21 protein-coding genes and 1 tRNA gene are annotated in these 23,429 nt (G+C 64.9%); 11 read left to right on the forward strand and 11 right to left on the reverse strand.

What is annotated here, in order from left to right; all coding sequences use genetic code 11:
• Nucleotides 1–13: 13 nt before the first annotated feature.
• The 8 genes from proB to QF118_RS13650 form a co-directional block, all read right to left on the reverse strand.
• The gene (proB, locus tag QF118_RS13615; protein ID WP_282299594.1) at nt 14–1,120 is read right to left on the reverse strand and encodes a glutamate 5-kinase; all 1,107 of its coding nucleotides are present in this window, start codon (nt 1,118–1,120) and stop codon (nt 14–16) included.
• The gene (gene obgE, locus QF118_RS13620; RefSeq protein WP_282299595.1) at nt 1,108–2,160 is read right to left on the reverse strand and encodes a GTPase ObgE; all 1,053 of its coding nucleotides are present in this window, start codon (nt 2,158–2,160) and stop codon (nt 1,108–1,110) included. The genes proB and obgE overlap by 13 nt, the downstream gene beginning before the upstream one ends.
• A gap of 329 nt (nt 2,161–2,489) precedes the next feature.
• Entirely contained in the window at nt 2,490–3,029 is a 540-nt protein-coding gene (locus tag QF118_RS13625; RefSeq protein ID WP_282299596.1) for a GNAT family N-acetyltransferase, read from the reverse strand.
• Nucleotides 3,030–3,200: 171 nt separating this feature from the next.
• Complete coding sequence (gene rpmA / locus QF118_RS13630) at nt 3,201–3,470, reverse strand: 50S ribosomal protein L27 (RefSeq protein WP_189370744.1); 270 nt, start codon at nt 3,468–3,470, stop codon at nt 3,201–3,203.
• A gap of 6 nt (nt 3,471–3,476) precedes the next feature.
• Nucleotides 3,477–4,178: a 50S ribosomal protein L21 gene (locus tag QF118_RS13635; protein ID WP_282299597.1), complete on the reverse strand. Its 702-nt coding sequence runs from the start codon at nt 4,176–4,178 to the stop codon at nt 3,477–3,479.
• A 243-nt stretch (nt 4,179–4,421) separates the two neighbouring features.
• Nucleotides 4,422–5,963: a calcium-binding protein gene (locus QF118_RS13640; RefSeq protein WP_282299598.1), complete on the reverse strand. Its 1,542-nt coding sequence runs from the start codon at nt 5,961–5,963 to the stop codon at nt 4,422–4,424.
• A 253-nt stretch (nt 5,964–6,216) separates the two neighbouring features.
• Nucleotides 6,217–7,311 (reverse strand): calcium-binding protein, encoded by a 1,095-nt coding sequence (locus QF118_RS13645; protein WP_282299599.1) that lies wholly within the window; start codon nt 7,309–7,311, stop codon nt 6,217–6,219.
• 324 nt (nt 7,312–7,635) lie between these two features.
• A complete protein-coding gene (locus QF118_RS13650) occupies nt 7,636–8,445 on the reverse strand; it encodes a DUF2059 domain-containing protein (protein ID WP_282299600.1) in 810 nt (269 codons plus the stop codon).
• 154 nt (nt 8,446–8,599) lie between these two features.
• On the opposite strand from QF118_RS13650, the gene QF118_RS13655 reads away from it, so the two are divergent.
• The 5 genes from QF118_RS13655 (at nt 8,600) to QF118_RS13675 (ending at nt 11,361) form a co-directional block, all read left to right on the forward strand.
• A tRNA-Ser gene (locus QF118_RS13655) sits at nt 8,600–8,689 on the forward strand.
• 369 nt (nt 8,690–9,058) lie between these two features.
• Nucleotides 9,059–9,589 carry a phage tail protein gene (locus tag QF118_RS13660; protein WP_282299601.1) on the forward strand — a complete coding sequence of 177 codons (531 nt, stop codon included), beginning with the start codon at nt 9,059–9,061 and terminating at the stop codon, nt 9,587–9,589.
• Nucleotides 9,590–9,617: 28 nt separating this feature from the next.
• Nucleotides 9,618–10,094: a DUF6916 family protein gene (locus tag QF118_RS13665; protein ID WP_282299602.1), complete on the forward strand. Its 477-nt coding sequence runs from the start codon at nt 9,618–9,620 to the stop codon at nt 10,092–10,094.
• Between the two features lie 157 nt (nt 10,095–10,251).
• A complete protein-coding gene (locus tag QF118_RS13670; RefSeq protein ID WP_282299603.1) occupies nt 10,252–10,782 on the forward strand; it encodes a phage tail protein in 531 nt (176 codons plus the stop codon).
• A gap of 99 nt (nt 10,783–10,881) precedes the next feature.
• Nucleotides 10,882–11,361 carry a GNAT family N-acetyltransferase gene (locus QF118_RS13675; protein WP_282299604.1) on the forward strand — a complete coding sequence of 160 codons (480 nt, stop codon included), beginning with the start codon at nt 10,882–10,884 and terminating at the stop codon, nt 11,359–11,361.
• 3 nt (nt 11,362–11,364) lie between these two features.
• On the opposite strand, the gene QF118_RS13680 is transcribed toward QF118_RS13675, so the two are convergent.
• Nucleotides 11,365–11,697, reverse strand: coding sequence for a DUF6916 family protein (locus QF118_RS13680; RefSeq protein WP_282299605.1), 333 nt, complete (start codon nt 11,695–11,697; stop codon nt 11,365–11,367).
• Between the two features lie 252 nt (nt 11,698–11,949).
• Here QF118_RS13680 and QF118_RS13685 point away from each other — a divergent pair, with 252 nt between their 5' ends.
• From QF118_RS13685 to QF118_RS13700, 4 genes are all read left to right on the forward strand, one after another.
• On the forward strand, nt 11,950–12,981 hold the full coding sequence (locus QF118_RS13685) for a Hint domain-containing protein (protein ID WP_282299606.1): 1,032 nt from the start codon (nt 11,950–11,952) through the stop codon (nt 12,979–12,981).
• A 195-nt stretch (nt 12,982–13,176) separates the two neighbouring features.
• Nucleotides 13,177–15,018: a tetratricopeptide repeat-containing sulfotransferase family protein gene (locus QF118_RS13690; protein WP_282299607.1), complete on the forward strand. Its 1,842-nt coding sequence runs from the start codon at nt 13,177–13,179 to the stop codon at nt 15,016–15,018.
• A 31-nt stretch (nt 15,019–15,049) separates the two neighbouring features.
• A complete protein-coding gene (locus QF118_RS13695; protein ID WP_282299608.1) occupies nt 15,050–17,290 on the forward strand; it encodes a glycosyltransferase in 2,241 nt (746 codons plus the stop codon).
• 91 nt (nt 17,291–17,381) lie between these two features.
• The gene (locus QF118_RS13700) at nt 17,382–19,067 is read left to right on the forward strand and encodes a sulfatase-like hydrolase/transferase (RefSeq protein WP_394357061.1); all 1,686 of its coding nucleotides are present in this window, start codon (nt 17,382–17,384) and stop codon (nt 19,065–19,067) included.
• An 88-nt stretch (nt 19,068–19,155) separates the two neighbouring features.
• Here the strand turns inward: QF118_RS13700 and QF118_RS13705 are convergent, their stop codons facing one another.
• Complete coding sequence (locus QF118_RS13705) at nt 19,156–20,115, reverse strand: sugar phosphate isomerase/epimerase family protein (protein ID WP_282299610.1); 960 nt, start codon at nt 20,113–20,115, stop codon at nt 19,156–19,158.
• Between the two features lie 259 nt (nt 20,116–20,374).
• Here QF118_RS13705 and QF118_RS13710 point away from each other — a divergent pair, with 259 nt between their 5' ends.
• The gene (locus tag QF118_RS13710; RefSeq protein WP_282299611.1) at nt 20,375–20,926 is read left to right on the forward strand and encodes a thioredoxin family protein; all 552 of its coding nucleotides are present in this window, start codon (nt 20,375–20,377) and stop codon (nt 20,924–20,926) included.
• The gene (gene gph, locus QF118_RS13715) at nt 20,923–21,579 is read left to right on the forward strand and encodes a phosphoglycolate phosphatase (protein ID WP_282299612.1); all 657 of its coding nucleotides are present in this window, start codon (nt 20,923–20,925) and stop codon (nt 21,577–21,579) included. Before QF118_RS13710 ends, gph begins: the two co-directional genes overlap by 4 nt.
• A 41-nt stretch (nt 21,580–21,620) precedes the next feature.
• Here gph and QF118_RS13720 read toward each other — a convergent pair whose 3' ends face one another.
• Nucleotides 21,621–23,393 (reverse strand): methyl-accepting chemotaxis protein, encoded by a 1,773-nt coding sequence (locus tag QF118_RS13720; RefSeq protein WP_282299613.1) that lies wholly within the window; start codon nt 23,391–23,393, stop codon nt 21,621–21,623.
• Nucleotides 23,394–23,429 lie beyond the last annotated feature (36 nt).

Raw genomic sequence — 23,429 nt, forward strand, 5'->3', positions numbered from 1 at the left:
ACAGGGGGTCGTTCTAGAGCGCCATGTCGTCCCGGTGGATCAGAACGGCGCGGCCCGGATAGCCGAGGATTTCCTCGATCTCGGCGCTGTGGTGGCCGGCGATGGCGCGGGCCTCGTCATGGGTGTAGCGGGACAACCCCTGCCCCAGCGCGCGCCCGTCGGTGACGCGGATGGTCACCGGATCGCCGCGGCCAAAGCGCCCCTCGACGCCGCGCAAACCGGCGGGCAGCAGGGATTTTCCGCCGCTCAGCGCCTTGGCGGCGCCTTCGTCGACCAGCACCGCGCCCTGCGGTTTCATCGCCGCGATCCAGCGTTTGCGCGCCGCATGCGGGTCAAGCTGGGGGGTGAACCAGGTCGCCGGGGCGCCATTGGCCAGCCGTTGCAGCGGGTGGTTTTCAAAGCCGTGGCAAATCGCCATGGCGCAGCCCGAGGCGGTGGCGGTTTTCGCTGCCATCAGCTTGGTCTTCATGCCGCCCTTGGACAGGCCCGAGCCGGCATCGCCGGCCATCGCCTCGATTTGCGGGGTGATCTGTTCCACCACGTCAAAGCGCGTGGCAGCGGGGTCGTCATTGGGGTTGCCGGTATAGAGCCCGTCGACATCCGACAGCAGGATCAGCGCATCGGCCCCCACCGTCACCGCGATCTGCGCCGCCAGCCGGTCGTTGTCGCCATAGCGGATTTCATCGGTCGCCACCGTGTCGTTTTCGTTGACGATGGGCACGGCGCCAAAGCCCAGCAGGGTTTCCAGCGTCGCGCGGGCGTTCAGGTAACGGCGGCGGTCGGCGGTATCTTCGAGCGTCAGAAGCACCTGCGCGGCGGTCAGCCCGTGTGGGGCCAGCACCTCTTCGTAGGCGCGGGCCAGGCGGATCTGGCCGACGCTGGCCGCGGCCTGGGAGTGTTCCAGCGACAAGGCGGTCGCGGGCAGGCCCAGCACACCGCGCCCCAGTGCGATCGAGCCCGAGGAGACCAGGATCACATCCGCGCCGCGCGCCTTGAGCGCGACCACGTCCTGCGCCATCGCGCGCAGCCAGTCGGCGCGCAGCTGGCCTGTTGCCCGGTCTACCAGAAGCGCCGAGCCGATCTTGATGACAACGCGCTTGGCGGTGCTCAGGGCGTCCATGTTCCGTCCTCTTCGGGGTCCGCGCCGCGCAGGGCGTCGGCTTCGATCTTGCGCAGTTTGACCACATGCGGGCGCAATGCGCGCAGCACCTCTTGCACGCCTTCTCCCGAGGCGCCGGACATCAGCATCACGTCCCTGGCGCCCGCCGCTTCGAGTTCGTCGCGCAGGAAGGTCCGCTCTTCTTCGTCGAGCGCGTCGATCTTGTTCAGCACCGTCACGCGCGGCTTGTCCGCCAGACCCGCGCCATAGGCTTCGAGTTCCGAGACGATGGTCTGGTAATCCTCGATCAGCGTGCCCGAGGTGCCGTCGATCAGGTGCAGCAGAACCGCCGAGCGTTCGATATGGCCAAGGAACAGGTCGCCAAGGCCGCGGCCTTCGTGGGCGCCCTCGATCAGGCCGGGAATGTCGGCCACGACGAATTCACCGCCATCGATGCCCACGACCCCAAGGTTGGGGTGCAGCGTGGTAAAGGGGTAGTCGGCGATCTTGGGGCGCGCGTTCGAGGTGGCGGCCAGAAAGGTCGATTTGCCGGCGTTGGGCAGGCCCACAAGGCCGACATCGGCGATCAGCTTGAGCCGCAGCCAAAGCGTGCGTTCCACCGCCTCTTGCCCCGGGTTGGAGCGGCGCGGCGCCTGGTTGGTCGAGGTCTTGAAATGCAGGTTGCCCCAGCCCCCGTTGCCGCCCTTGGCCAGCAGCACGCGCTGGCCCAGTTCGGTCAGGTCGGCGACGACGGTTTCTTCGTCCTCTTCGAGGATTTCGGTACCGACGGGAACGCGCAGGATGATGTCATCGCCATCCTTGCCGGTGCGGTTGCGGCCCATGCCGCCCTGCCCGTTCCTGGCGAACCAGTGCTGCTGATAGCGAAAGTCGATCAGGGTGTTCAGGCCATCCACGGCCTCGACCCAGACATCGCCGCCCTTGCCGCCGTCACCGCCATCGGGGCCGCCGTATTCGATGAACTTTTCGCGCCGGAACGAGATGCACCCGTTGCCGCCCGCGCCGGAGCGGATGTAGACCTTGCAGAGATCGAGGAACTTCATGGGTTGGGCTTTCTCGGTGTTTCGGGCGGTGTAGCCGGGTTTGTCCCCACGCTCAAGCAGGGCCTTGGTGAAGACAGGGGCGCAGGACACCCCAGGCGCCGGCCTGCCGCGCGGCGTAACAGGCTTGTCGCGTCAGCGAAAGCCCGGGCCAGGACGCGTCAGGGCGGGCAGGAACGGATCGGATGTCATGGCGCGGGTCATGGCGGGTTCCTTGATCTTGGCGCAAGGCGGGCATAGCCCCGCCCCGCGAGAGGGTCGGCATGTCACCGAGGCGCGATCACAGAGCCATGGAGCCTTGGGGCGGGGCTCTGCCCCGCACCCCGGCAGGGTCAGGTCAGACGGTTGATATAGGTCCAGGTTGGCACGGTGGCGCCGCGCGCGACAGAATACGCCTCGGCGTCGCCGATATATTCGAAACCGCAGTTGGTCAGCACCCGCGCCGAGGCCGGGTTGTCCTGAAAGACGCTGGCGAACAGCGTCTCGTTGCCCAGCGGGTTCGCCTCGACGATGGCGCTGGCCGCAAGCGAGGCAAGGCCGGTGTTCCAGAACGGCGGGCCGACCCAATAGCTCAGCTCGGCCTGGGCCTTGTCCATCACCTTCAGGGACATGACGCCCATCAGTTCCGGGCCCTCGGCCTTGGTGCCGTCGATGGCCCAGATCATTTCGTCGCGGTCCGGTGCGGTGGCCCGTTTGACAAAGGCCTCGATCGCGCCGGGTGGCAGCGGATGCGGGATCGACGCGGTCATCTGCGCAACCCGCTTGTCGCCGGCGTAATGGCCCAGCAGCCCCATGTCCGACAGGTGCAGGGGGCGCAAATCGAAACGGTCGGTTTCGACAAGCGGTTGTTTTTGCAATGTATCAAGGCTCATCTGCACGCTCCTCCTGTGCATTGACCGATGCGATGTATGCTGTCTCACCAGTCCGTAAAAGCCGTGTGACAGGAAACTGTCCTTCCTGCTCGGGCATTCGGGCCCCGGAAAAACGAAGGGGACCGGCTGACATGCCGATCCCCCTTTTGTCTACAAGACCTTAAGGTCGGCTTACTCAGCGGCCTCCGCCGCCGGGAGAACCGAAATAAAGGTGCGGCCCTTGAGGCCCTTGTGGAAGGTCACCGCGCCATCGACGGTTGCAAAGATGGTGTGATCCTTGCCCATACCCACGCCTTCGCCCGGCCAGAACTTGGTGCCGCGCTGACGCACGATGATGTTGCCCGGGATTGCGGCCTGGCCGCCGTACAGCTTGACGCCAAGACGGCGTCCGGCTGAGTCGCGACCGTTGCGGGAGGAACCGCCTGCTTTTTTATGTGCCATGGGGTGTTACTCCTGTTCTGCGGCAAGCTTTGCAGCCTGCTCAATCCAGTTGTCGCGTTCGATGCGGCCCTTGAACGACAGCTTGTCATCCATATAGGCGATCTCTTCTGCGTTCCAAGCGGCGACCTGATCAAAGTGGAAGACGCCGTTTTCGTGCAGCAGGCCTTCCAGCTTGGGACCAACGCCCGAGATCTTCTTGAGATCGTCGGCCTTGCCACCACGGGCTTCGGTCAGCAGGTTGGCAGGCTTGGTGCCTTCGGCGGCGGGCGCCTCGGCAGCGGCCTTTTTCGGCGCGGCGGCCTTCTTGGCGGGCTTGGAAGCAGCGGCAGCGGCAACAGCCACACCGGCAACCGAGCCTGCGCCAACAGCGGCCTTGACGCCCGACTTGTCTGCGCCCGATTCCAGGATCTCGGTGATCTTGATCAGGGTCAGCTTCTGGCGGTGGCCCTTGGTGCGCTGCGAGCCATGCTTACGGCGACGCTTGACGAAGTGGATCAGCTTTTCGCCCTTGATCTGGTCGACGACTTCGGCCTGAACGCCTGCGCCAGCAACCAGCGGCGCGCCGACAACAACCTTGTCGCCACCCAGCATGAGAATTTCGTTGAATTGCACGGTTTCACCCGCGTCTGCGGCCAGCTTTTCCACCCGGAGCGTATCGCCCGACTGAACCTTGTACTGTTTGCCGCCGGTCTTAAGTACCGCGAACATGCGCGTTGTCCTTGTTCTGTCGCGTCCTGTGGCCGCCGGGATCGCCCGGTGTTCATGACCCTGCCAAGTCAGGATCGCCGCAAACTGCGTGCCCCTCTCGGGACATTCATTGCCATAAAAACGAAAGGCGGAGCCGAGGCCCCGTCCTTTGGTGGCGCCTTATCCCCATTCCGCGGGGCGGAGTCAAGCGCCCTTTGCCCCGCCTTTGCCGCCCGGTGCAAGCGGCGAGACGGGCGGAGGGGATCAGCCGAACATGAAATCCTCTTCGCCGAATTCCGACGCATCGACGCCGTCCAGCCGGGCCAGTTCCTCGTCGTCAAAGCTGATGCTGACGACGCCCTCTTCGTCGGCGGTGATCATCAGGTCTTCGTAGGTGATGCCCGATCCACGCAGGTCGATCATGTCGGCGCCCTGTTCGAACCCGACGATCTGGTCCCAGGATCCGTCCTGCGCCAGCACATAGGTGTCGTTGCCTGCCCCGCCTTCGAGCACGTCAAAGCCCTTGCCGCCGTTCAGCACGTCATCGCCGTCGTTGCCATAAAGCGTGTCGTCGCCCAGATCGCCGTTCAGCGCGTCGTGGCCCAGCCCGCCATGGACCGTATCGTCGCCCCAGCCGGCCCAGACGGTGTCATTGCCGGCCTCGCCCTGCAGCAGGTCGTTGCCAAGGCCACCCTCGGCGTAATCATCGCCCTCGCCGCCATAGATCGAATCCTCGCCCTTGTCGCCCAGCAGGGTGTCGTTGCCGTCATCGCCGAACATCAGGTCATCCTGGCGGCCGCCGTCAGCGAAATCATTGCCCGTCCCGGCATAGATCACGTCGTTGCCGTTGTGGCCGGTGATCGAATCGTCGTTGGCGCCGCCGTCCAGCGTGTCATAGCCCCAGTGGCCGTCGATGGTGTCGGCCCCGTTCCAGCCATAGACAAGGTCGGCCTCGGGTCCGGCCAGGAAAAAGTCGTCGCCGCCGCCGCCAGACAGCGTATCCATGCCCCAGCCACCGCTGAGCCAGTCATTGCCCGACCCGGTGGTGACAAGATCGTCGCCGTTGCCGCCATAGACGGTGTCGTTGCCGTTCTGGCCGTGCAGCGTGTCGTTGTCGTCGCCGCCGCGCAGGTCGTCGTCGTCCGCGCCGCCGTCCATGTAGTCAGCGCCGCCGCCACCCGACAGCGTGTCCTTGCCGTCCTCGCCCAGCAGGACATCGGCGCCGTCATGGCCCCAAAGCGTGTCATCGCCCAGACCGCCCACAAGGGTGTCATCGCCGATGTGACCGGCAAGGGAATCGTTGCCATCACCACCGCCAAGGTAATCGTTGCCCCATTGCCCGAACAGCGTGTCGGCGCCATCACCGCCAAACAGCGTGTCGTCGCCGATTTCGCCGCGCAGGGAGTCGTCGCCGCTGCCGCCGTCGATGTAGTCGCTGCCGCTGTCGCCCCAGACGGAATCGTTGCCCTCTTCGCCGTACAGGTGGTCGTTGCCGCTGCCGCCATCGACGCTGTCATTGTCATGACCGCCATAGATCGTGTCATTGCCCGATCCGCCAAAGAAGAAGTCATCGCCCGAACCATTGCCGGAGCCGGATTCATCGTCGATGAAATCATCGCCCGATCCGCCATAGATCGTGTCACTGCCGCCAAGCCCTTCGGCCACGTCGTCGCCAGCCCCCAGCCGGGCCAGGTCATCACCGTCGTGAAGGACCACATACTGCCCCTGAGTGTCGTCGAATTCGAGCACATCGCTCGCGTTCGTTCCATCGTAGCGCGTCTTTCCCGCGATCAAGCTTGCCAGCATTCTTGCCTCCTACTCGCACCTGTCTGCCTTTGCAGTTCCAAGCGACGCTAGGTCAATAATCCGACCGGAATGTGGCCATTTCTTTCAATTTGTTGGGAAATCCGGCGTTTGCAGGTGTCCTTGCCCCCTGCCCTTTGCTGCGGGCGCCCTTTGTGTGGCCGCTTTCGGGACAGTCTGAGCATGGTGGCCGCACAAAGAAAACCGGCGCGCCCAGAGGACGCGCCGGCATCAATGTCATGCAAAAAGGACCGGATCAGCCGAAGATGAAATCGCTTTCCTCGAAGTCGGCAGCATCGGTGCCGTCAAGCCGGGCCAGTTCCTCGTCATCAAAGCTGATGCGGGTCACACCTTCGTCGTCGGTGCTGATCATCAGGTCTTCGTAGGTGATGCCGGTGTCGCGCAGGTCGATCACGTCGGCGCCCTGTTCAAAGCCGACGATCTGGTCCGAGCTGCCGTCCTTGGCCAGAACATAGGTGTCGTTGCCGGCGCCGCCTTCCAGCACGTCCGCGCCTTCGCCGCCGTTCAGGATGTCGTCCCCGTCGTCGCCATACAGCGTGTCGTCGCCGGTGCCGCCGCCGATGTCATCATTGCCAAGACCGCCGTGCAGGATGTCGTCGTCTTCCTGCCCGTCCATGGTGTCGTCGCCGTCGCCGCCTTCCATCTGGTCGTTGCCGGTGCCGCCGGTCATGGAATCGTTGCCGGTGCCACCATCCATGGTGTCGTTGCCGTCCCAGCCCATCAGGGTGTCGTCGTCTTCGTTGCCTTCCAGCAGGTCATCGCCGGTGCCGCCCTGGATCAGGTCGTTGCCGGTGCCACCATAAAGCGCATCGCCATTGTCGCCGCCGTTCAGGGTGTCGTCGCCCTGCTCGCCGTACAGGGTATCGCTGCCGCTGTCGCCATAGGCTTCGTCCGCGTCATCGCCGCCGACCAGTTCATCATCGCCCGCGCCGCCATAAAGCGTATCGGCGCCCTCGCCCGCCTTGAGCGTGTCATTGCCGTCGCCGCCGTCCAGGATTTCACCCGCCGAGGTGCCGGTGATGTAATCATCCAGCGATGCCACGGTGTCCTCGCCCCCGGCGACGGTGTCCTCGCCGCTGGAAACGGTGTCTTCGCCATCGGTGCCGGTGTTGCCCCAGGAATAGCAGCTTTTGGAACCCCAGCTGTATTTGCTGCTCCAGCTGTACTTGCCCCAGCTGTCCCAGGATTTGCTGCCCCAGCTGCCATAGGAATAGCTGCCCCAGCTCGAATAGTTGCTGCCCCAACTGGAGGAGGAATGGTTGCCCCAGCTCGAGTAAGAATATTTGCTGCTGTAGCTACAGCCGCCCCAAGAAGAATAAGAATAACCCACGGTACAGTCCCTCAGATTTTTATCACGGTTTGACCCGCGGTCCCGGCCCACCCACCAAGATCACGACATGCCCTAGAACCGCCGCAATTCGTCAAAAATCGCAAGGATTTAGACGATTTAGGGGCAAATTCGCCGATTTCAGGGGCTGGGGTGCGGATCATTGTTATCGCGTCTGGAAACCGTACCCGGACTGGCGGGCGATTGTTTCCGCGCCGCCTGAATCGCCCTGACGCCCTGTCCGAATCAAAACGGGCGCCGCCATTTGGCGTGCGCCCGCTTTTGCCTGACCCCGAATGCCCGGGCGGGAAAACCCCACCTGCGCTGTTACAGGTCTTCGCCCTGCATCTGCTGGGCAACCGCCAGCCCCAGAGCATAGGAAATCTCGTCGTACATCTTGTTGAACCCGTCGAACAGGGCCTGGTTCAACGCCCTCCCCTCGGGCGAGACGGACATTGCGATATAATCGTCCAGCGTCCCATCCTCGAGCGGGCCATAGGCCAGCAGCAGGAAGGCGAACAGCCATTCGCGCGTGTCCTGCCGCGTGTCGCTTTCCTGGGACCACACGTCCGACAGGATGTCCTGTTCGGTCATGGCAAAGGCGCCGCCGTCCACCAGCCCGCGGTAAAACTGGAACGAGGCATTCATCGCCCCCGCCACGTTGGCCTCGATCAGGTCATTTGATTCGACAAAGGTTTCGACCTGCGCCAGCCGGCGGTCGTCGCTGCCGTCGAGATCTTGGAAACTGGCCCGGGCGGCCTCTTCGACGTCATCGTCGATCATCGCCTTGCGGGCATCCAGCTCCAGCCGCACGATGCGTTCGCCTTGCCCGCTTTCAAAGAACTCCAGCAGCGGCGCGGCCTCGGCGTCGCCAAAGCTGGCGCGAAAGGTGTCGCGCACGATCTGGCCCATCTTCTCGGTGTCGTAGATCTGCGACAGCATGGCGTTCCACTGCGCGTTGCCCGGGCCGCCGAACATGTCAAAGGCCAGTTCCTCGCCGTACAGCAGGCCTTCGTCGCGCATGATGTCGACCATGTCGTCGATGCGCACCGCCTGCATCACGTCATCGACCGGCGCCGCGGCCAGGGGGGCGGCAAGGGTCATGGAAATCAGGCAGGCAAACAGTCGAGAGCGCATCGGGAATCCTTTCAGGGCATCGCTAAATCTAGGGCTCGGACCGGGGGAATCCAAGGGCGGTTCGCGCCGTCAGGAAAGAACCTGCCGATTGCAGTGGATTTCCCTGTTGCATGCCGCGCCACGAGACGCTAAACGCCCCCCACCAGACCCCCGCGGAGAGGTGCCGGAGTGGTCGAACGGGGCGGTCTCGAAAACCGTTGTGGGCGCAAGTCCACCCAGGGTTCGAATCCCTGTCTCTCCGCCATTACCCCCCATATGCCGATGACCGCCCGTTGAGGCCGGATGCGTCGGCCTATGGCGACCAAATCCCTGATCACCCACAGATTGCATCGTCGCATCGTTGTTGTGGCCCGCGTCCGCGTGACGATCGGGCCTGTGCGCCGTGGTGTTTCACGAAGCCTGCCCCTGCAACGTCGGGCCGATTGCCTCTGCCGACCGGGCCGGCCAGGGGCGCCGCCGACCCGGCACGGCGGACTTGCGCCTTGGGCGCTGTCGTGCCGCCCGCCAAGGCCACTCTCCCATGACGCGAGCCGCCTTCAAAATTCCTTTACAGATCACCGCGGCCCGCCTTAACCTTCGTTAATAATTTATTAATTTATGGAAAGGGCTCACGATGTCAGAACCATACCTCGGTCAGGTCTATTTGGTCGGCTACAATTTTGCGACACGCGGTTTTGCCCTTTGTCAGGGTCAGCTGTTGCCGATCGCGCAGTACTCCGCGCTCTTCTCGCTTTTGGGGACGTTTTATGGCGGCGACGGCAGGACGAACTTTGGATTGCCGGACATGCGCGGACGGACCGCCATCGGCTTTGGCGATGGGCCTGGCCTGACGTCAAGGAACATCGGCCAAAAGGGCGGCACCGAAACCGTCACCCTGACCACCGCGCAGATCCCTGCGCATTCCCATACAGCCAGCCTGCGCGCCGAGGGGCGCAACGGCAATGCCGATGATCCCGGCGGCAACATGATTGCCAAGAACGCCGGCGGTTTCCGCCCACAGGTCCCGGCCGAGGACGTCACGCTGAACCCCGCTTCGGTCAGTGTCGAGAACGCCGGCGGCGGACAGGGCCATGCAAACATGCAGCCCTACATCGTGATGAACTACCAGATCGCCCTGGCGGGGGTCTACCCGTCGCGCAGCTGACCGACTGCCGAAAGCAAGGGAGCTTACGATGAGCCTTTTCCAACAAGTCACGCGCCGCAGCGCCCTGGCTTGCCAGGCGGCCTTTCTTGGTCTGGCGGCGGCGCCGCAGGCCGCCAGCGCGCTTGGCCGGGCCAGCCAGTCCTGCGCCGCGCCAGCGCAGGACGCGGTCACGCATTGCCTGCCCGCGCGATGGACCAGCGCCACCGCAACCGAGCTGGCCGATTTCATCGGCGACCGGTTCCGCGTCACCTCGGAACGCCATGGCACGGTTGTTCTGAAACTGGTGGCGTTGGAGCCCCATGCCTCGGGCCCTGCCCGGCCAGGGCAGCTGCCGCGCCGCGAAGGTGTGACCGCCCTGTTCGAAAGCCCCGACATGGGCCCGCTGGTGGCGGAGCAGTCGGGCACCTACCGCGTATCGCACCCCCGCATCGGCAGCGCCGATCTGTACCTGAGCGCCGCGCCGCGCCGCGATGGCCGGGCCTATGTCGAACTGGTGCTGAACTGACCCAACCGCCGCGACCGCCCGCCGGTCGCGGTGACCCCGGCGCATTTACCCAATAAATTGCATCGATATCCACCTTCTCGCGCAATCAGTGCTTTACACAACGTCAACTCCGCTTTTATTCCTTGATAATTCATTAATATAAAAGGGAGTTGTTGATATGTCCGAGTTCTACACTGGTCAGATTGTGTTGGTTGGTTTCAATTGGGCCATGCGTAACTTTGCGCTGTGCGATGGCCAGTTGCTGGAGATTTCGTCAAATTCTGCGCTGTTCTCCTTGCTCGGAACAGCCTACGGCGGCAATGGAGTACACAACTTTGCGCTGCCCGATCTGCGTGGCCGCGTGCCGATGCACCAGGGCATCGGCAATGGCCTGAGCCCTCGTAGTGTCGGTCAGCGTGCGGGACAGGAACATGTAACCCTGAACGCCAGCGAGATGCCGGCGCACACCCACAATGCCCGGCTGATGGCCGAAGGCCGCAATGGCAACGCCGATTCCCCCGCGGGCAACATGATCGCCAACCATTCGGGCGGCTTTCGCCCCAACGTCCCGGCCGAAGATGTCCCGATGAGCCCTGCTTCGGTCGTGTCGGACACCGTCGGTGGCAACCAGCCGCATGACAACATGCCCCCCTACCTGGTGATGAGCTACCAGATCTGCCTGTACGGGGCTTATCCGTCCCGCGAATGATCCAGGCACAAACATCCAGGCCGCCGCCCCACCCTGACCGGCAAGGCGGCGGTTTTTCTTTCGAGGCCCCGCATGCAACCACTTTTTCCAAAAGGTAAGGTGACCTTTCGTCCGATCCAGGACAGCGACCGCGACTTTCTGTTCGGGCTTTTCGCCAGCACCCGCGAATGGGAATTCCAGCTGACCACCTGGACCGAGGCCGACAAGCACGATTTCCTGAAAAGCCAGTTCAAAGCGCAGGACATGTCCTATCGGATGAATTTCCTGGGCGCGGCCTTTCGCATCATCCAGATGGACGGCGTCGACATCGGGCGCCTGTATGTCGATCGGCCCGACACCCACATGCATATCATCGACCTGACGCTGGCGCCGGAATGGTGCGGGCGCGGCATCGGGTCTGACATCCTCAAGGCACTGCTGAACGAGGCGCACGGCGGCAAGGTGCCGGTCCGGCTAAGCGTCGAAAAACAGAACCCGGCGTTGAACCTGTACCTGCGGCTGGGCTTTCGGGCGCTGTCGGAAACCGCGACGCATTACGCCCTGGAATGGCGCCCGCAGACCGGCCCGCGCGAAATCTGAGGCCTAGCTAAAGTTGATCTCGTACAGCGCGCAGGTCTGATCCTGGCGAAAGGGCGACACGAACAGCGCGGCCTGCCCCAGGCCGGGGATCTCGACCTCGTGCATGCAGCCGTCCAAAAGCGGCTCTCGCGGGCCTTCCAGCACCAGCGAAAAGGCCCGGCGCGGCGGCAGGACCTTGCCGTCGATCTCGATGTGGCTGTCGCGGATCGTCGCCTCGGACAGCAGCTTGATATTGTCCAGCGTCAGGACAAGCGCGCCCTCATCGCCCCGGACGACAAAGCCCTTTCCGACCAGCGGTTCGAAATCCTGCGGTGTCAGGGCTGCAAGGTCGATCATGGGCGGTCCTCTGAAGGGCTGGGATACCGTCAGACTGGCCGCCGCACCGGCAAAGGTCAAACCGATAGTCCCCCGCGCACCGCCCGAAAACCCGGCAATCCGCCCCGCAACGTCCCTTTTGCCCCGGAACCCCGGTCATCGGGCCGCTTTTGCGCCGTCAACGGCGGCAAAAAGACTTTCAAACCGGTTGAAAACTGTTAATGTTCCGCAACGGCAGTCACGGCTGCTAATGGAATTTTACAGGAGGCATTCGTGGCAACATTCGACTTCAACGACGGCTTGGACAGCTTTAGCCCGACAACCGTGTCGTTTACCGATGACAGCGTCAACTTCACGCTCAGCACCTCGGGCAATGGCGGCGCGAACAACATCTTCTACAATCCCGACGACGTGCCGGAAAACGGATTGATTTCCTTGACGGATTCGTCGGTCAATGGCCCCTTTACGCTGGTAGTCAACGATCCGGTGAACAACAAGTTTGCCGCAACCGGCGGAAATATCACGCTGAACCTTGGTTCGAGCACCATCAGCGGGACATGGAATGTCACCTTTGTGCACGCCACCAATGCGGGTTTGAACCAGGTGTTCAACAACGTCGCAGAGGATGCGGCGCTCAGCTTTGCCACGTCGGCGGAATTTTCTGCCATCCGTTTCACGCCGACCGGGTCGGGCAACTACATCACCATCGACAGCCTGTCCGCCAGCATCGTCTGCTATCTGGAAGACACCGGCATCGACACGCCCAAGGGCCGCGTCGCCGTGCAGGATCTGCGCCCGGGCGATACGATCCTGACCGCCGATGGCAACCAGACCACTGTCAAATGGGTCGGTGTCCAGCCGGTCGAAACCCGCCTGACCCACCCCGCCAAGGTCAACCCGATCTGCCTGCGCGCCGGCGCCATCGCTCCCGACGTGCCGCAGCGCGACCTGTTTGTTTCGCCCGATCACGCCATTGAAATCAACGGCTTGCTGTTCAACGCCAGCGCGCTGGTCAATGGCGGCTCGATCTACCGGGTGGCCAGGATGCCGCTTGAGGGCTTTACCTATTACCACGTCGAAACCGACCACCACGAGGTGATCCTGGCCGAAGGCTGCCCTTCCGAAAGCTATCTGGACATGCCCGACCGCAGCAGTTTCGTGAACGGGGCCGAACGCGCCGATGCGCCGATGATCGAGGAAATGAACCTGCCCCGCATCACCGCCGCCCGGCTGGTGCCGCAGGACATCCAGGACCAGCTGGCCGAGCGCGCCAGAGCACTGGAACCGGCACGCCGCGCCGCCTGATCGCGACCGGCCAAGGCATGACGACAACGGCCAGGGGTTCCGCCTCTGGCCGTTCTTCTTGCGGATGGGGCGCTTTGGTGGATACCTTGCGGCGCAGGGCGCGCGTTTTGCGCCCGGCCCCCCCGGCCACCTTGTTTTTCGGTGCTGTGTTTCCGCCCCTTTTGACCAAAGATTTCAACCATCGGACTGGCCCACATGACCCTTTCTGCCTCTGAACAGCAATCCGCCGACCTTGATGCCGTGAACGCCGATCTTCAGCGCATCGCGCAGCATCAGACCGCCGGCCGCCTTGCCGAGGCGGGTGCCATGCTGGACAATTTGCTGATCCGCTACCCCGGCCACCCCCGGCTGCTGCATCTCAAGGGGTTGAACCTGGCGCAGACCGGCAAGGTGGCCGACGGCCTGGCCCTGCTGGACGCGGTGATCGCCGATAGCCCCGATCCGGTGGTGCTGGTCGATGCCGGAACGCTGCGGGCGCAAAGCGGCGATCTGCCCCGCGCCCTCGACAGCTTTCAACAGGCGGTCGAGATCGCGCCGAACTATGCGCTGGCCCATGCCAATCTGGGCGCGGCGCAGCTGCTGAACCAGCAATTCCGTGCCGCGATCCCGCATCTGCAAAAGGCGCTGGAACTGGACAACCGGGTGCTGGACGTGCACCTGAACCTGGCGCAGGCCCTGATCCGCGTCGGCAATTTTGATCCGGCCATCGACACGCTGTACAAGGCGCTGGCCATCGACCCCAAAAGCGCCGCCGCCCACAGCCACCTGGCCGCCGCCCTGTTCCGCCGCGAACGCCACGACAGTGCCGAACACCACGCCCGCCGCGCCATCGAACTGGCCCCCGACGCGGCCGAGCCAAAGCTGCATCTGGGCAATGTCCTGGCCGCCGCCGGCCGGATGGACGAGGCGGTTCAACTGCTGCTGGAGATCGCCGGCAAACCGCCCACCGGGGCGACCGCCCTGTCGCGGCTGGTGCATCTGCGCAAGACGACCGAGGACAGCCCCGAACTGGCCATTCTGCGCCAATACCAGGCCCGCCTTGCTGATCTGGTGCCCGAATACCGCAGCACCCTGCAATTCGCCCTTGGCAAGGCCGAGGACGACCTTGGCAACCATGCCGCCGCGATGGAGCATTACCACAAGGCCAATGCCGAAAGCCGCGCCTTGCATCCCTATGACATCGACGCCTTTCGCACCCGTGCCACGCGCCTGGAACAGCTGGTCACGCCCGACCTGATCACCCGCTGCGGCGGCGCGGGGATCAGTGATATCGCGCCGATCTTCATTGTCGGCATGCCGCGCTCTGGCACCACCTTGATGGACCAGATGTTTTCGCGCCATCCCGATGTGCAGGCGGGCGGCGAACTGGCTGCCTCGCCCCGGGCGCTGCGCCGCAACGCCCGCATCCGCGCCGCGCTCGAACAGGAAATCAGCCCGGATGATCTGACCGCTGACGATTTCGCCCGCCTGGGCGAGGATTACATCGCCGGGCTGCACGCCGAAGGGCTGCGGGCGGGCTATGTCTCGGACAAGATGCCGGCGAACTACCTTTATGTCGGGCTACTGGCCATGGCCCTGCCCCGCGCCAGGTTCCTGATCATGCGCCGCCACCCGCTGGATTGTCTGCTGTCCAACTACATGCAGAACTTTGGGCAGAACCAGCCCTTCAGCACGCGCTTTTCCGACCTGGCCCAGGTTTATCGCAGCTTTGACCGGCTGGCCCGGCACTGGAGCGCGCTGCTGCCCGACCGCGTGCGCGAAGTGCCTTACGAAGCCGTGGTGGCCGAGCCCGAGGCCCGCATGCGCGAGATCATCGCCTTTGCCGGGCTGGACTGGAGCGACGCGGTGCTGGATCACACCCGGTCTTCGCACCAGGTCAACACGGCCTCGATGGCGCAGGTGCGTCAGCCGATCTATGGCAGCGCCGTGGCGCGCTGGCGGCGCTATGGCCCGCTGCTGCACGACCTGGCCGCCGAATTGCGCGACGTGCTGAGCGACGACGAGCTGGCCGCCTGCGGCGTGGCCCCCGCCGCCTGACGCCGGCGCCGCCAAAGCCGATGACTGCGCCATGACGGATACTCCCGCGCCCCCCGCCTGGATGGCCCATGCCGCCGCCTGCGACGATGCGCTCGAGGCGGATGACCTGCCCGCCGCCGAGGCCTATCTGCAATCCGCCCTGGCGGTGGCCGAAACCGTTCCGGCCAAGCTGTGGCTGCTGCAGGCCGAGGTGCTGACCCGGCGCGGCGCAGTGCGCGAGGCCGAAGAGGTTCTGGACGTCGCCTGCATCAGCTTTCCGGCCAATTTCTGGCCGCCCTACCGGTTGGCGCAATTGCTGCACGCGCGCGGCGACAGCGCCCAGGCGGCGCAGTATTTCGACCTGTGCCACGCCGCCGGGCCGCGTGCCGACCTGCTGCCGCTGCATGCGCTGGATCTTGAGGTCAGCCTTGCGGCGCAATCCCCTGCCGGGGTGGTGCGGGCCTATCGCGCGCTGATGGCGCTGGCACCGCAAACCATCGACAACGCGCAGGTGCTGGCGCAACTGGCGGCGATGCCGGGCGGCGCCGTGCAGGCCGTGCCGCTGTACCAGGAGGCCCTGCAGGCCACCCCGGACGACAGGCCCCTGCTCGAAGCGTTCATCACCTTTTTGACCACCACCTGCCCCCCCGAAGCCGCCGTCCCGGGGCTGGAATTCGTGCAACAAAGCCAGGGCGGCGATCTGGGCCTCCTGCTGCGCCTGGCGCGGATCTATCGCCAACTGGGCGTCGCCGACAAACAAGAGGCGGTCTTGCAGCAGGCGGTGCGGGATCACCCCACGGCGCCCGACCTGCTGCGCTATCTGTTCGACACCCAGCTGGCCACGACGGACAGCGAAACGCTGACGACGGTGGTCGGCGCGCTCAGATCCCGCATTCCCGACCGGCTGCACACCGAACTGGCCAGCCAGCTGGCCCTGACCTTGATGGATTTCGACACCGCCAGCACCCTGCTGCGGGCGCACAGCGCGCAGGGCAAGGCCCCGCACGAGGCGCAGATGCTGGCCACGGCACTGATCGGTCAGGGGCGCCACGCCCTGGCCCTGCGCTACCTCAGCCGCTGCACCCGGCACTGGCCGCAGGCGCCGGGGCTGGTGTCCTTTCACATCATCTGGGCGCTCAAACTGGGCCGGATCGAGGATGCCCGCCGCACCATCGAGGCCTGCGACGGCAAACTGCCCGAGGCGGTCCTGACCGCGCACCGTTTCCTGCTGGCCGGCATGCAGAACGATCTGGACGGCGCCATCGCCAGCTATGCCCGGCTGCGCGCCAACAAGGATCTGACCGAGGAACAGCGCCGACACATGGCCAAGCTGATCTTCAGCCTGGCCGACATCACCCGGCTGGAGGCGATCAAGACCCGCATCGGCGATCCCTTGGGCGAAAAGGGCGGGCTGCTGCACCGCGCTGGTCTGCCCGGAGCCATGGCGCTGGAACTGCAGCTGGAAAGCCGCGATTACGCCGCGCGGGGCGGCTATGCCTGCCTTGCGGACTGGCGCCACACCCGGCCGCATTCGGTGGTGGCCGCGATCCGGCTGATCGACGACTGGCGCGCCAATGCGCCCGACTGGCCGCACCAGCCCGCCATTCCCCGGCGCATCTTTCAGTACTGGGACAAATCCCCGCCGCCGCAGATCGTCAGCCGCATGTGTCAAAGCTGGGCCGAGGCCCCCGGATTCGAGCACGACCTGTATGACCGCCCGCGCGCCCAGCGGTTCCTGCGCGAGACCTTTGGGCCGGTCTGGCTGCGGGCCTTTGACATGGCGCGCAACCCCGCCGAAGAGGCGGACCTGCTGCGGCTGTGCCTGCTGGTCAAGTTCGGCGGCGTCTGGGCCGATGCCGATGACTGGCTGTATGGCGATCTGGGCGCACTGCTGGACGGCGCCCATGGGCTGACCCTGTACCGAGAGCCGCTGGGCGGCACGCTTGGCAACAACTTCATCGCCGCGCCCCCCGGCCATCCGGCGCTGATCTTTGCGGCCAAGCTGGTGCGCGCGGCGCTGCTGGAACGCTCGGCCGATATCGCCTGGAGCAAGACCGGCCCCGGCGTCCTGACCCGCGCGCTGGCGCATTTCCTGGTGCAGGTCGCCATTCCGCTGACCGATCATCCCGTCACCATCGTCGATGCGGCGCGCATTGGACGTGTCGTCGCCATGCATAACCCGGTGCGCTACAAGACCCTGCCCAGCCACTGGGCCGCGGACGGCAAACGCAAAGGCGAAAACCGGGTCTGGCCCGACCTTCTGGACGCCTTGCAATCCGCCGATCCGGCCTGACAGGCCATTTTACGAAAAGTCCGCTTTGCCGCGCCGCCCCAGCTTCGCTAGGCTGCCCGGACAAGTCACCAAAAGCAGGAGCCCGGCGCCCATGCCGGGAAAAACCCCCTTGGCCAAAGCGAAAAACATCCTGTTCATCATGTTCGACCAGCTGCGCTGGGATTACCTGAGCTGCTACGGGCACCCGCATCTGCACACCCCCAACATCGACCGGCTGGCCGGCATGGGCGTTCGTTTTACCCGCGCCTATATTCAGTCGCCGATCTGCGGCTCCTCCCGGATGAGCACCTATACCGGGCGCTACGTGCATTCGCATGGCGCGTCGTGGAACGGGATTCCGCTGAAGGTAGGCGAACGCACCATGGGGGATCACCTGCGCGACGCCGGGATGGATTGCTATCTGGTCGGCAAGACCCACATGCGCGCCGACGAAGAAGGCATGGCGCGGCTGGGCCTGGCGCCGGATTCGATCATCGGCGCGCGCGTCTCCGAATGCGGCTTTGACGTCTTTGAACGCGACGACGGCATGTTGCCCGAAGGACCGGACGGCTTTTATGATCCGGACGGCGCCAAGGAATACAACAAGTTCCTGCGCGCCAAGGGCTATCACAGCGACAACCCCTGGCACGACTTTGCCAATTCCGGCTTGGATGACGATGGCAACGTCCTGTCGGGCTGGTTTCTGAAACACGCGCCCGAACCCGCGAACATCGCAGAAGAGGACAGCGAAACCCCTTATCTGACCGGGCGCGGCATCGACTTCATGGCCGGCCACAACGGCCCCTGGTGCTGCCACCTGTCCTATATCAAACCGCATTGGCCCTATATCGTGCCCGAACCCTACGCCAGCATGTACGGCCCCGAACACGTGCTGCCCCCCGTGCGCAGCGAGGCCGAGCGGCAGAACGCCCACCCTGTATTTCGGATGTTCATGGACACCAAGGTGGGCGAATGCTTTTCGCGCCAGGATGTGCGCGACGCGGTGATCCCGGCCTACATGGGGCTGATCAAGCAGGCCGACGACCAGATGGGCCGCCTGCTGCGCTGGCTCGAGGAGACCGGGCGCATCGCGGACACGATGATCGTGCTGACCTCGGATCACGGCGATTTCCTGGGCGATCACTGGATGGGGGAAAAGACCTTTTTCCATGACACCAGCACCCGGGTGCCGCTGATCATCTATGACCCCTCGCCGCAGGCCGATGCCACGCGCGGCACCACCTGCGACGCGCTGGTCGAATGCATCGATTTCGCCCCCACCTTTGTCGAGGTCGCCGGGGGCAAGCCGCCCGGTCACATCTTAGAAGGCGAAAGCCTGCTGCCCTTGCTGCACGGACAGCGCAGCGACACGCTGCGCGATTTCGTGATCTGCGAATATGATTTCTCGGCCACCCCGGTTGCCCATCTGCACGACATCGCCGTGCGCGATGCGGTGATGTTCATGGTCGCCGACAAGCGCTGGAAACTGATGCATTTCGAGGGCGGTCATCGCCCCATGCTGTTCGACCTGCAAAACGATCCGCAGGAACTGAGCGATCTTGGCGACAGCGCCGACCACGCCCCAATCATCGCCGAGATGTACGACAAGCTGTTCCGATGGACGCGCCGCCAGTCCCAGCGCACCACCCGCTCCGAAGAGCAACTGATCGAGATGCGCACCAAAAGCCGCAAACGCGGTGTGATCCTGGGCGTCTATGACGAGAACGACACCGACCTGGACCTGACGGTGAAATACCGCGGCCGCAAGGCTCCGAACATGAAGGCCGGGCCGAAATAGCGGGCGCTGCCAGGCGGCGGGCCATTGGTGCCGCCGGCCCCAACGAATGCGCCGCGCGCCTGACGGGGTCTTGTCCCAGGGCCTGCGCTCAGTCCTCTGGCGCGGTGAAATCGGCGGGCAGCACCGGCATGACGCTTTTCAACAGGGCCGCCGATTTTTCGACCCCCTCAAGCGAGTTGATCAGCACATCCTCGTGGTCGATCGAAATCCAGCCGTCATATCCCGCCATCTTCAGCCGATAGCAGAACTGCCGCCACCATTCGCGCCCATGGCCGATGCCCAGCGTCACGCTGGACCAGGACCGCGCGGGCACATCCACCACCGATCCGTTTTCAAGCAGCCCCGCCACTGCCTGCACCGGCGTGTTCAGCATCGTGTCCTTGGCATGGACGTGATAGATCGCCTCGCCCAGGGCGTCGGCGGCAACCAGCGGGTCGCCCCCCATCCAGAAAAGCTGACCGGGATCCAGCGTCGCGCCCACCACCGGCCCGACCTCATCGCGCAGCTGCATCAGCGTCGGCACGTTGTAGACGCATTGATTGCCCTGCAACTTCAATGCGATACGCTCGACACCGTTTTCGCGCGCCAGGGCGGCAATGCCCGTCCAGAAGGGGAACAAGACCTCTTCCCACTGGTAGCGCAGGATATCGCGGGTCTCGGCCGGCCACGAGGACACGACCCAGTTCGGCATGGTGTCATCGGCACGGCCCGCAGGCAGGCCCGAAGTGGCGCAGACCGTGTGAACGCCCAGCTCCCCCGCCAACCGCAGGGTATTGACCAGGCAATCGGCCTGGCTACGGTCCGTCGGGTGCAGAGGGTTGCCGCAGGCGTTCAGACTGACGATCCGCAGGCGCCGATCGTCAAAGCCGCGCAGGAAACGCGCGCGCGCCTCGCTGCTGGCCAGCAATTCCTCCAGATCCAGATGCGGTGCAGCGGACCAGCCGCCGGTGTTCATCTCGACCCCGGTGATGCCCAGCCGCGCCGCGTGGTCCAGCATGTCGTCAAAGCCAAGCGACGCAAGGCTGTCGGATACCAATCCCAATTTCATCTGCTCACCTCACGGGAAAAAGGCGGGCTTGGCTGCCCGCTCTGGTCACATCGCGAACAGCTTAGCCCGGAAAATCGCATCCGACGACCACCCAAAAACCAAGGTTTTTACTGAAATTATAGGGGCTTGACGCCTGGACCTGACCCAGATGGCAACAGCTTTGCGGCGCGGGTCGCGGTCGCGCATTTCCGGGGCCGGAGCGATGGACAATCGCGCGCCTTGCGGCAAGACTGCCCACCACCCCACCCAAGAGGATCCCATGGCCGTATCATCCCCTGTTTGCGATTTTGGCTGGACCGCGCCGGATCTCACGCTGCCCGCCACCGATGGCCGCCTGCTGTCGCTTGCCGATCTGCGCGGCAAGACCGCCACGCTGGTGATCTTCATGTGCAACCATTGTCCCTATGTGATCTCGGCGCTGGACCGCATCCTGCGCGACGCGCGCGACTTGCAGGCGCTGGGGGTCGGCGTGGCCGCGATCAACGCCAATGACGCGGCGACCTATCCGGCGGACAGCTTTGACAACATGGTCCGGCTGGCCCGTCAGCACGATTTCGCCTTTCCCTACCTGCATGACGAAAGCCAGCAGGTCGCCCGCGCCTATGGCGCCGCCTGCACGCCCGAATTCTTCGGCTTTGATGCGGATCTGGGGCTGCAATATCGCGGGCGGCTGGATGGCGGCGGCCGGCAAGCCAGGCCAGACCTGCGCCGCGATCTGTTCGAGGCGATGCGCCAGATCGCCGAAACCGGCCAGGGACCACAGGACCAGATCCCCTCGATGGGATGTTCGATCAAATGGAGAGCCGCATGAGCGCCCGCATCGTATTCGACCTGGATGGCACGCTGATCGACAGCGCCCCCGACATCCACGCCGCCTCCGCGCGGATGTTGCAGGCCGAAGGGCTGGAGCCGCTGGACCTGGCGACCATCATTTCGTTCATCGGCAACGGGCTGCCGCATCTGACCGGGCTGGTGATGGCCCGCGCCGGGCTGGCCCCCGATCGTCAACAAGAACTCTCCGCCCGGGTGCTGGAGCATTACAACGCCGTCAGTGGCACCCTCACCCGCCCCTATCCGGCGGTGCCGCAGACCCTGCGCGCGCTGCGCGATCAGGGCCATGTGCTGGGCATCTGCACCAACAAACCCGAAGCGCCGGCCCATGACATCCTGCGCCTGACCGGGCTGGGGCCCTTTGACTGCGTCGTCGGCGGCGACAGCCTGCCACAGCGCAAACCCGATCCGGCGCCGCTGCACGCGGCGCTGGCAGCGCTTGGCCAGGGGCCGGCGGTCTATGTGGGCGACAGCGAAGTGGATGCCGAAACCGCGCATCGCGCCGGGGTGCCCTTTCTTCTGTTCACCGAAGGCTATCGCAAGACGCCGGTCGACGCCCTGCCGCACAGCGCCAGCTTTGCCGATTTCGCCGAACTGCCCGGGTTGATCGCGGCGCTGCTGGCCGACACCTGATGCAATCCCCCGGCAAGGCTGACCTGGCCGGGGGGTTGCGTTCATGCGGCGTCTTCCTGCAGATCGTCCTGCGGGTCTGACCCGGCAGCGGCATCGGCGCTGGCATCGCGGCCCTGCCCTTCGGTGCGGAAACGTCCGACGACCTCGCTCAGTTCGGTGGCATCCCCGCGCAGCATATGCGCGGCGGCGGTGGTCTGTTCGACCATGGCGGCGTTTTGCTGGGTGACCCGGTCAAGGTTGCTGACACCGGTGTTGATCTCGTTCAGGCCCTCGGCCTGTTCGCTGGCCCCGGCCGCGATCTCGGTCACCAGGTTCGAGATCGAGCCGACCTGTTTCACGACCTCTTCGAGGGCGACACCGGCGCGTTCCACCAGCCGAACTCCATCCTTGATCTGGCCCGAGGACCCTTCGATCAACTCCTTGATCTGCTTGGCGGCCTCGGCGCTGCGCTGCGCCAGTGAACGCACTTCGGAGGCGACGACGGCAAAGCCCTTGCCGGATTCGCCTGCGCGCGCGGCCTCGACCCCGGCGTTGAGCGCCAAGAGATTGGTCTGAAAGGCAATATCGTCGATGACGGTGATGATCTCGCCGATCTGTTCCGAGCTTTTCTCGATCGCGCCCATGGCGCCGACCGCATCCTGCATCACCTCGCCGTTGTGCATGGCTGTCTCGCGCGCGGTGCGCACGGCGCCATCGGCATCCCTGGCCCGCTCGGCGGCGCGTTTGACGATGCCCAGCAACTGTTCCAGCGCCGCGGCCGTCTGTTCCAGCGTGGCGGCCTGGGTTTCGGTGCGTTGCGAAAGATCATCCGAGGCACGGGTGATTTCATCGGCGCTGTGCAGGATGTTGCCTGCGTTGCTCAGCACGTTGGCGATGGCGCCGCGCAGGGTTTCGACCGCCCGGTTGTAGTTCTGCCGCAGCGCTTCGTATTCCTCGGCAAAGACCACGTCGATCTGGTGATCGAGCGCCCCGTCGGCCAGCGCGTCCAGCCCGTCGCCCAGGTGTTTGACGACGGCAACCTGCGCCTCGACCTTTTGCAGGCGCTCGGCCTCGGCGCTGCGGGCGCTGTTCAGCCTGTTGACAAGCGTGTCCAGGTGGCCCGCGATCCGGCCCAGTTCATCGCGCCGGCCCGTCAAGGCCACCGGCGTGTCATAGTCGCCTTCGGACACGCGCCCGATTGCCGCCCCCAGCGCATTCAAGGGCGTACCCAGAAAACGCCGCAGCAACAGGACGGTCAGCCCCATCATGCAGGCAAAGCTGCCCACCGCCCAAAGCACGATATCGCGCTTTTCCCTGCCGACCATGGCAAGGGCGGCGGTATCGCTGAAGCCGATGGCAATCGCTCCAAGTGCGGGGGTTTGTGCATGGACCATCACCGGGTTGGCGACAAACAGACCGCCATGGATGTCTTGTGGCGCCGCAGCCTGAAGGCTTTGCAAAGCCAGCGCCTGCAGGGCCGAATTGATTTCGGCGTCGTCGCCCGCCTGCCCGACGACCTGACCTTCGGCATCGACAACCACCAGCCCCAGGCCGTTTTCCCCGGCCGCGGTCATGGCTGACACAACCACCTCTTCGATCTTGGCGGCGGCCTTGAAGCGCAGCGGGTTCACAAGTGCATCTGCCTCGACCTTGGCGGCGGTGGCGGCCTGATCGCTGACGCCGCGCACCGCCAGGCTGTTGACCAGCCGCGCGGATTGAACCGCCATCATACCGGCCACCACGATGGTGGTGACCGCCATGATGGCCGCACAGCGGACAAAGACCGACCGCATGACCGTGACACCGGCCCTGTCCTTCAACTGCTCGTCTTTCATGTGCTTGTTCCCGTTGGCTGCCGCGTGGGTCTGTGA

Origin of the sequence: Tropicibacter oceani, from assembly GCF_029958925.1 — a bacterium.
In the GTDB taxonomy this organism is placed as follows: domain Bacteria; phylum Pseudomonadota; class Alphaproteobacteria; order Rhodobacterales; family Rhodobacteraceae; genus Pacificoceanicola; species Pacificoceanicola oceani.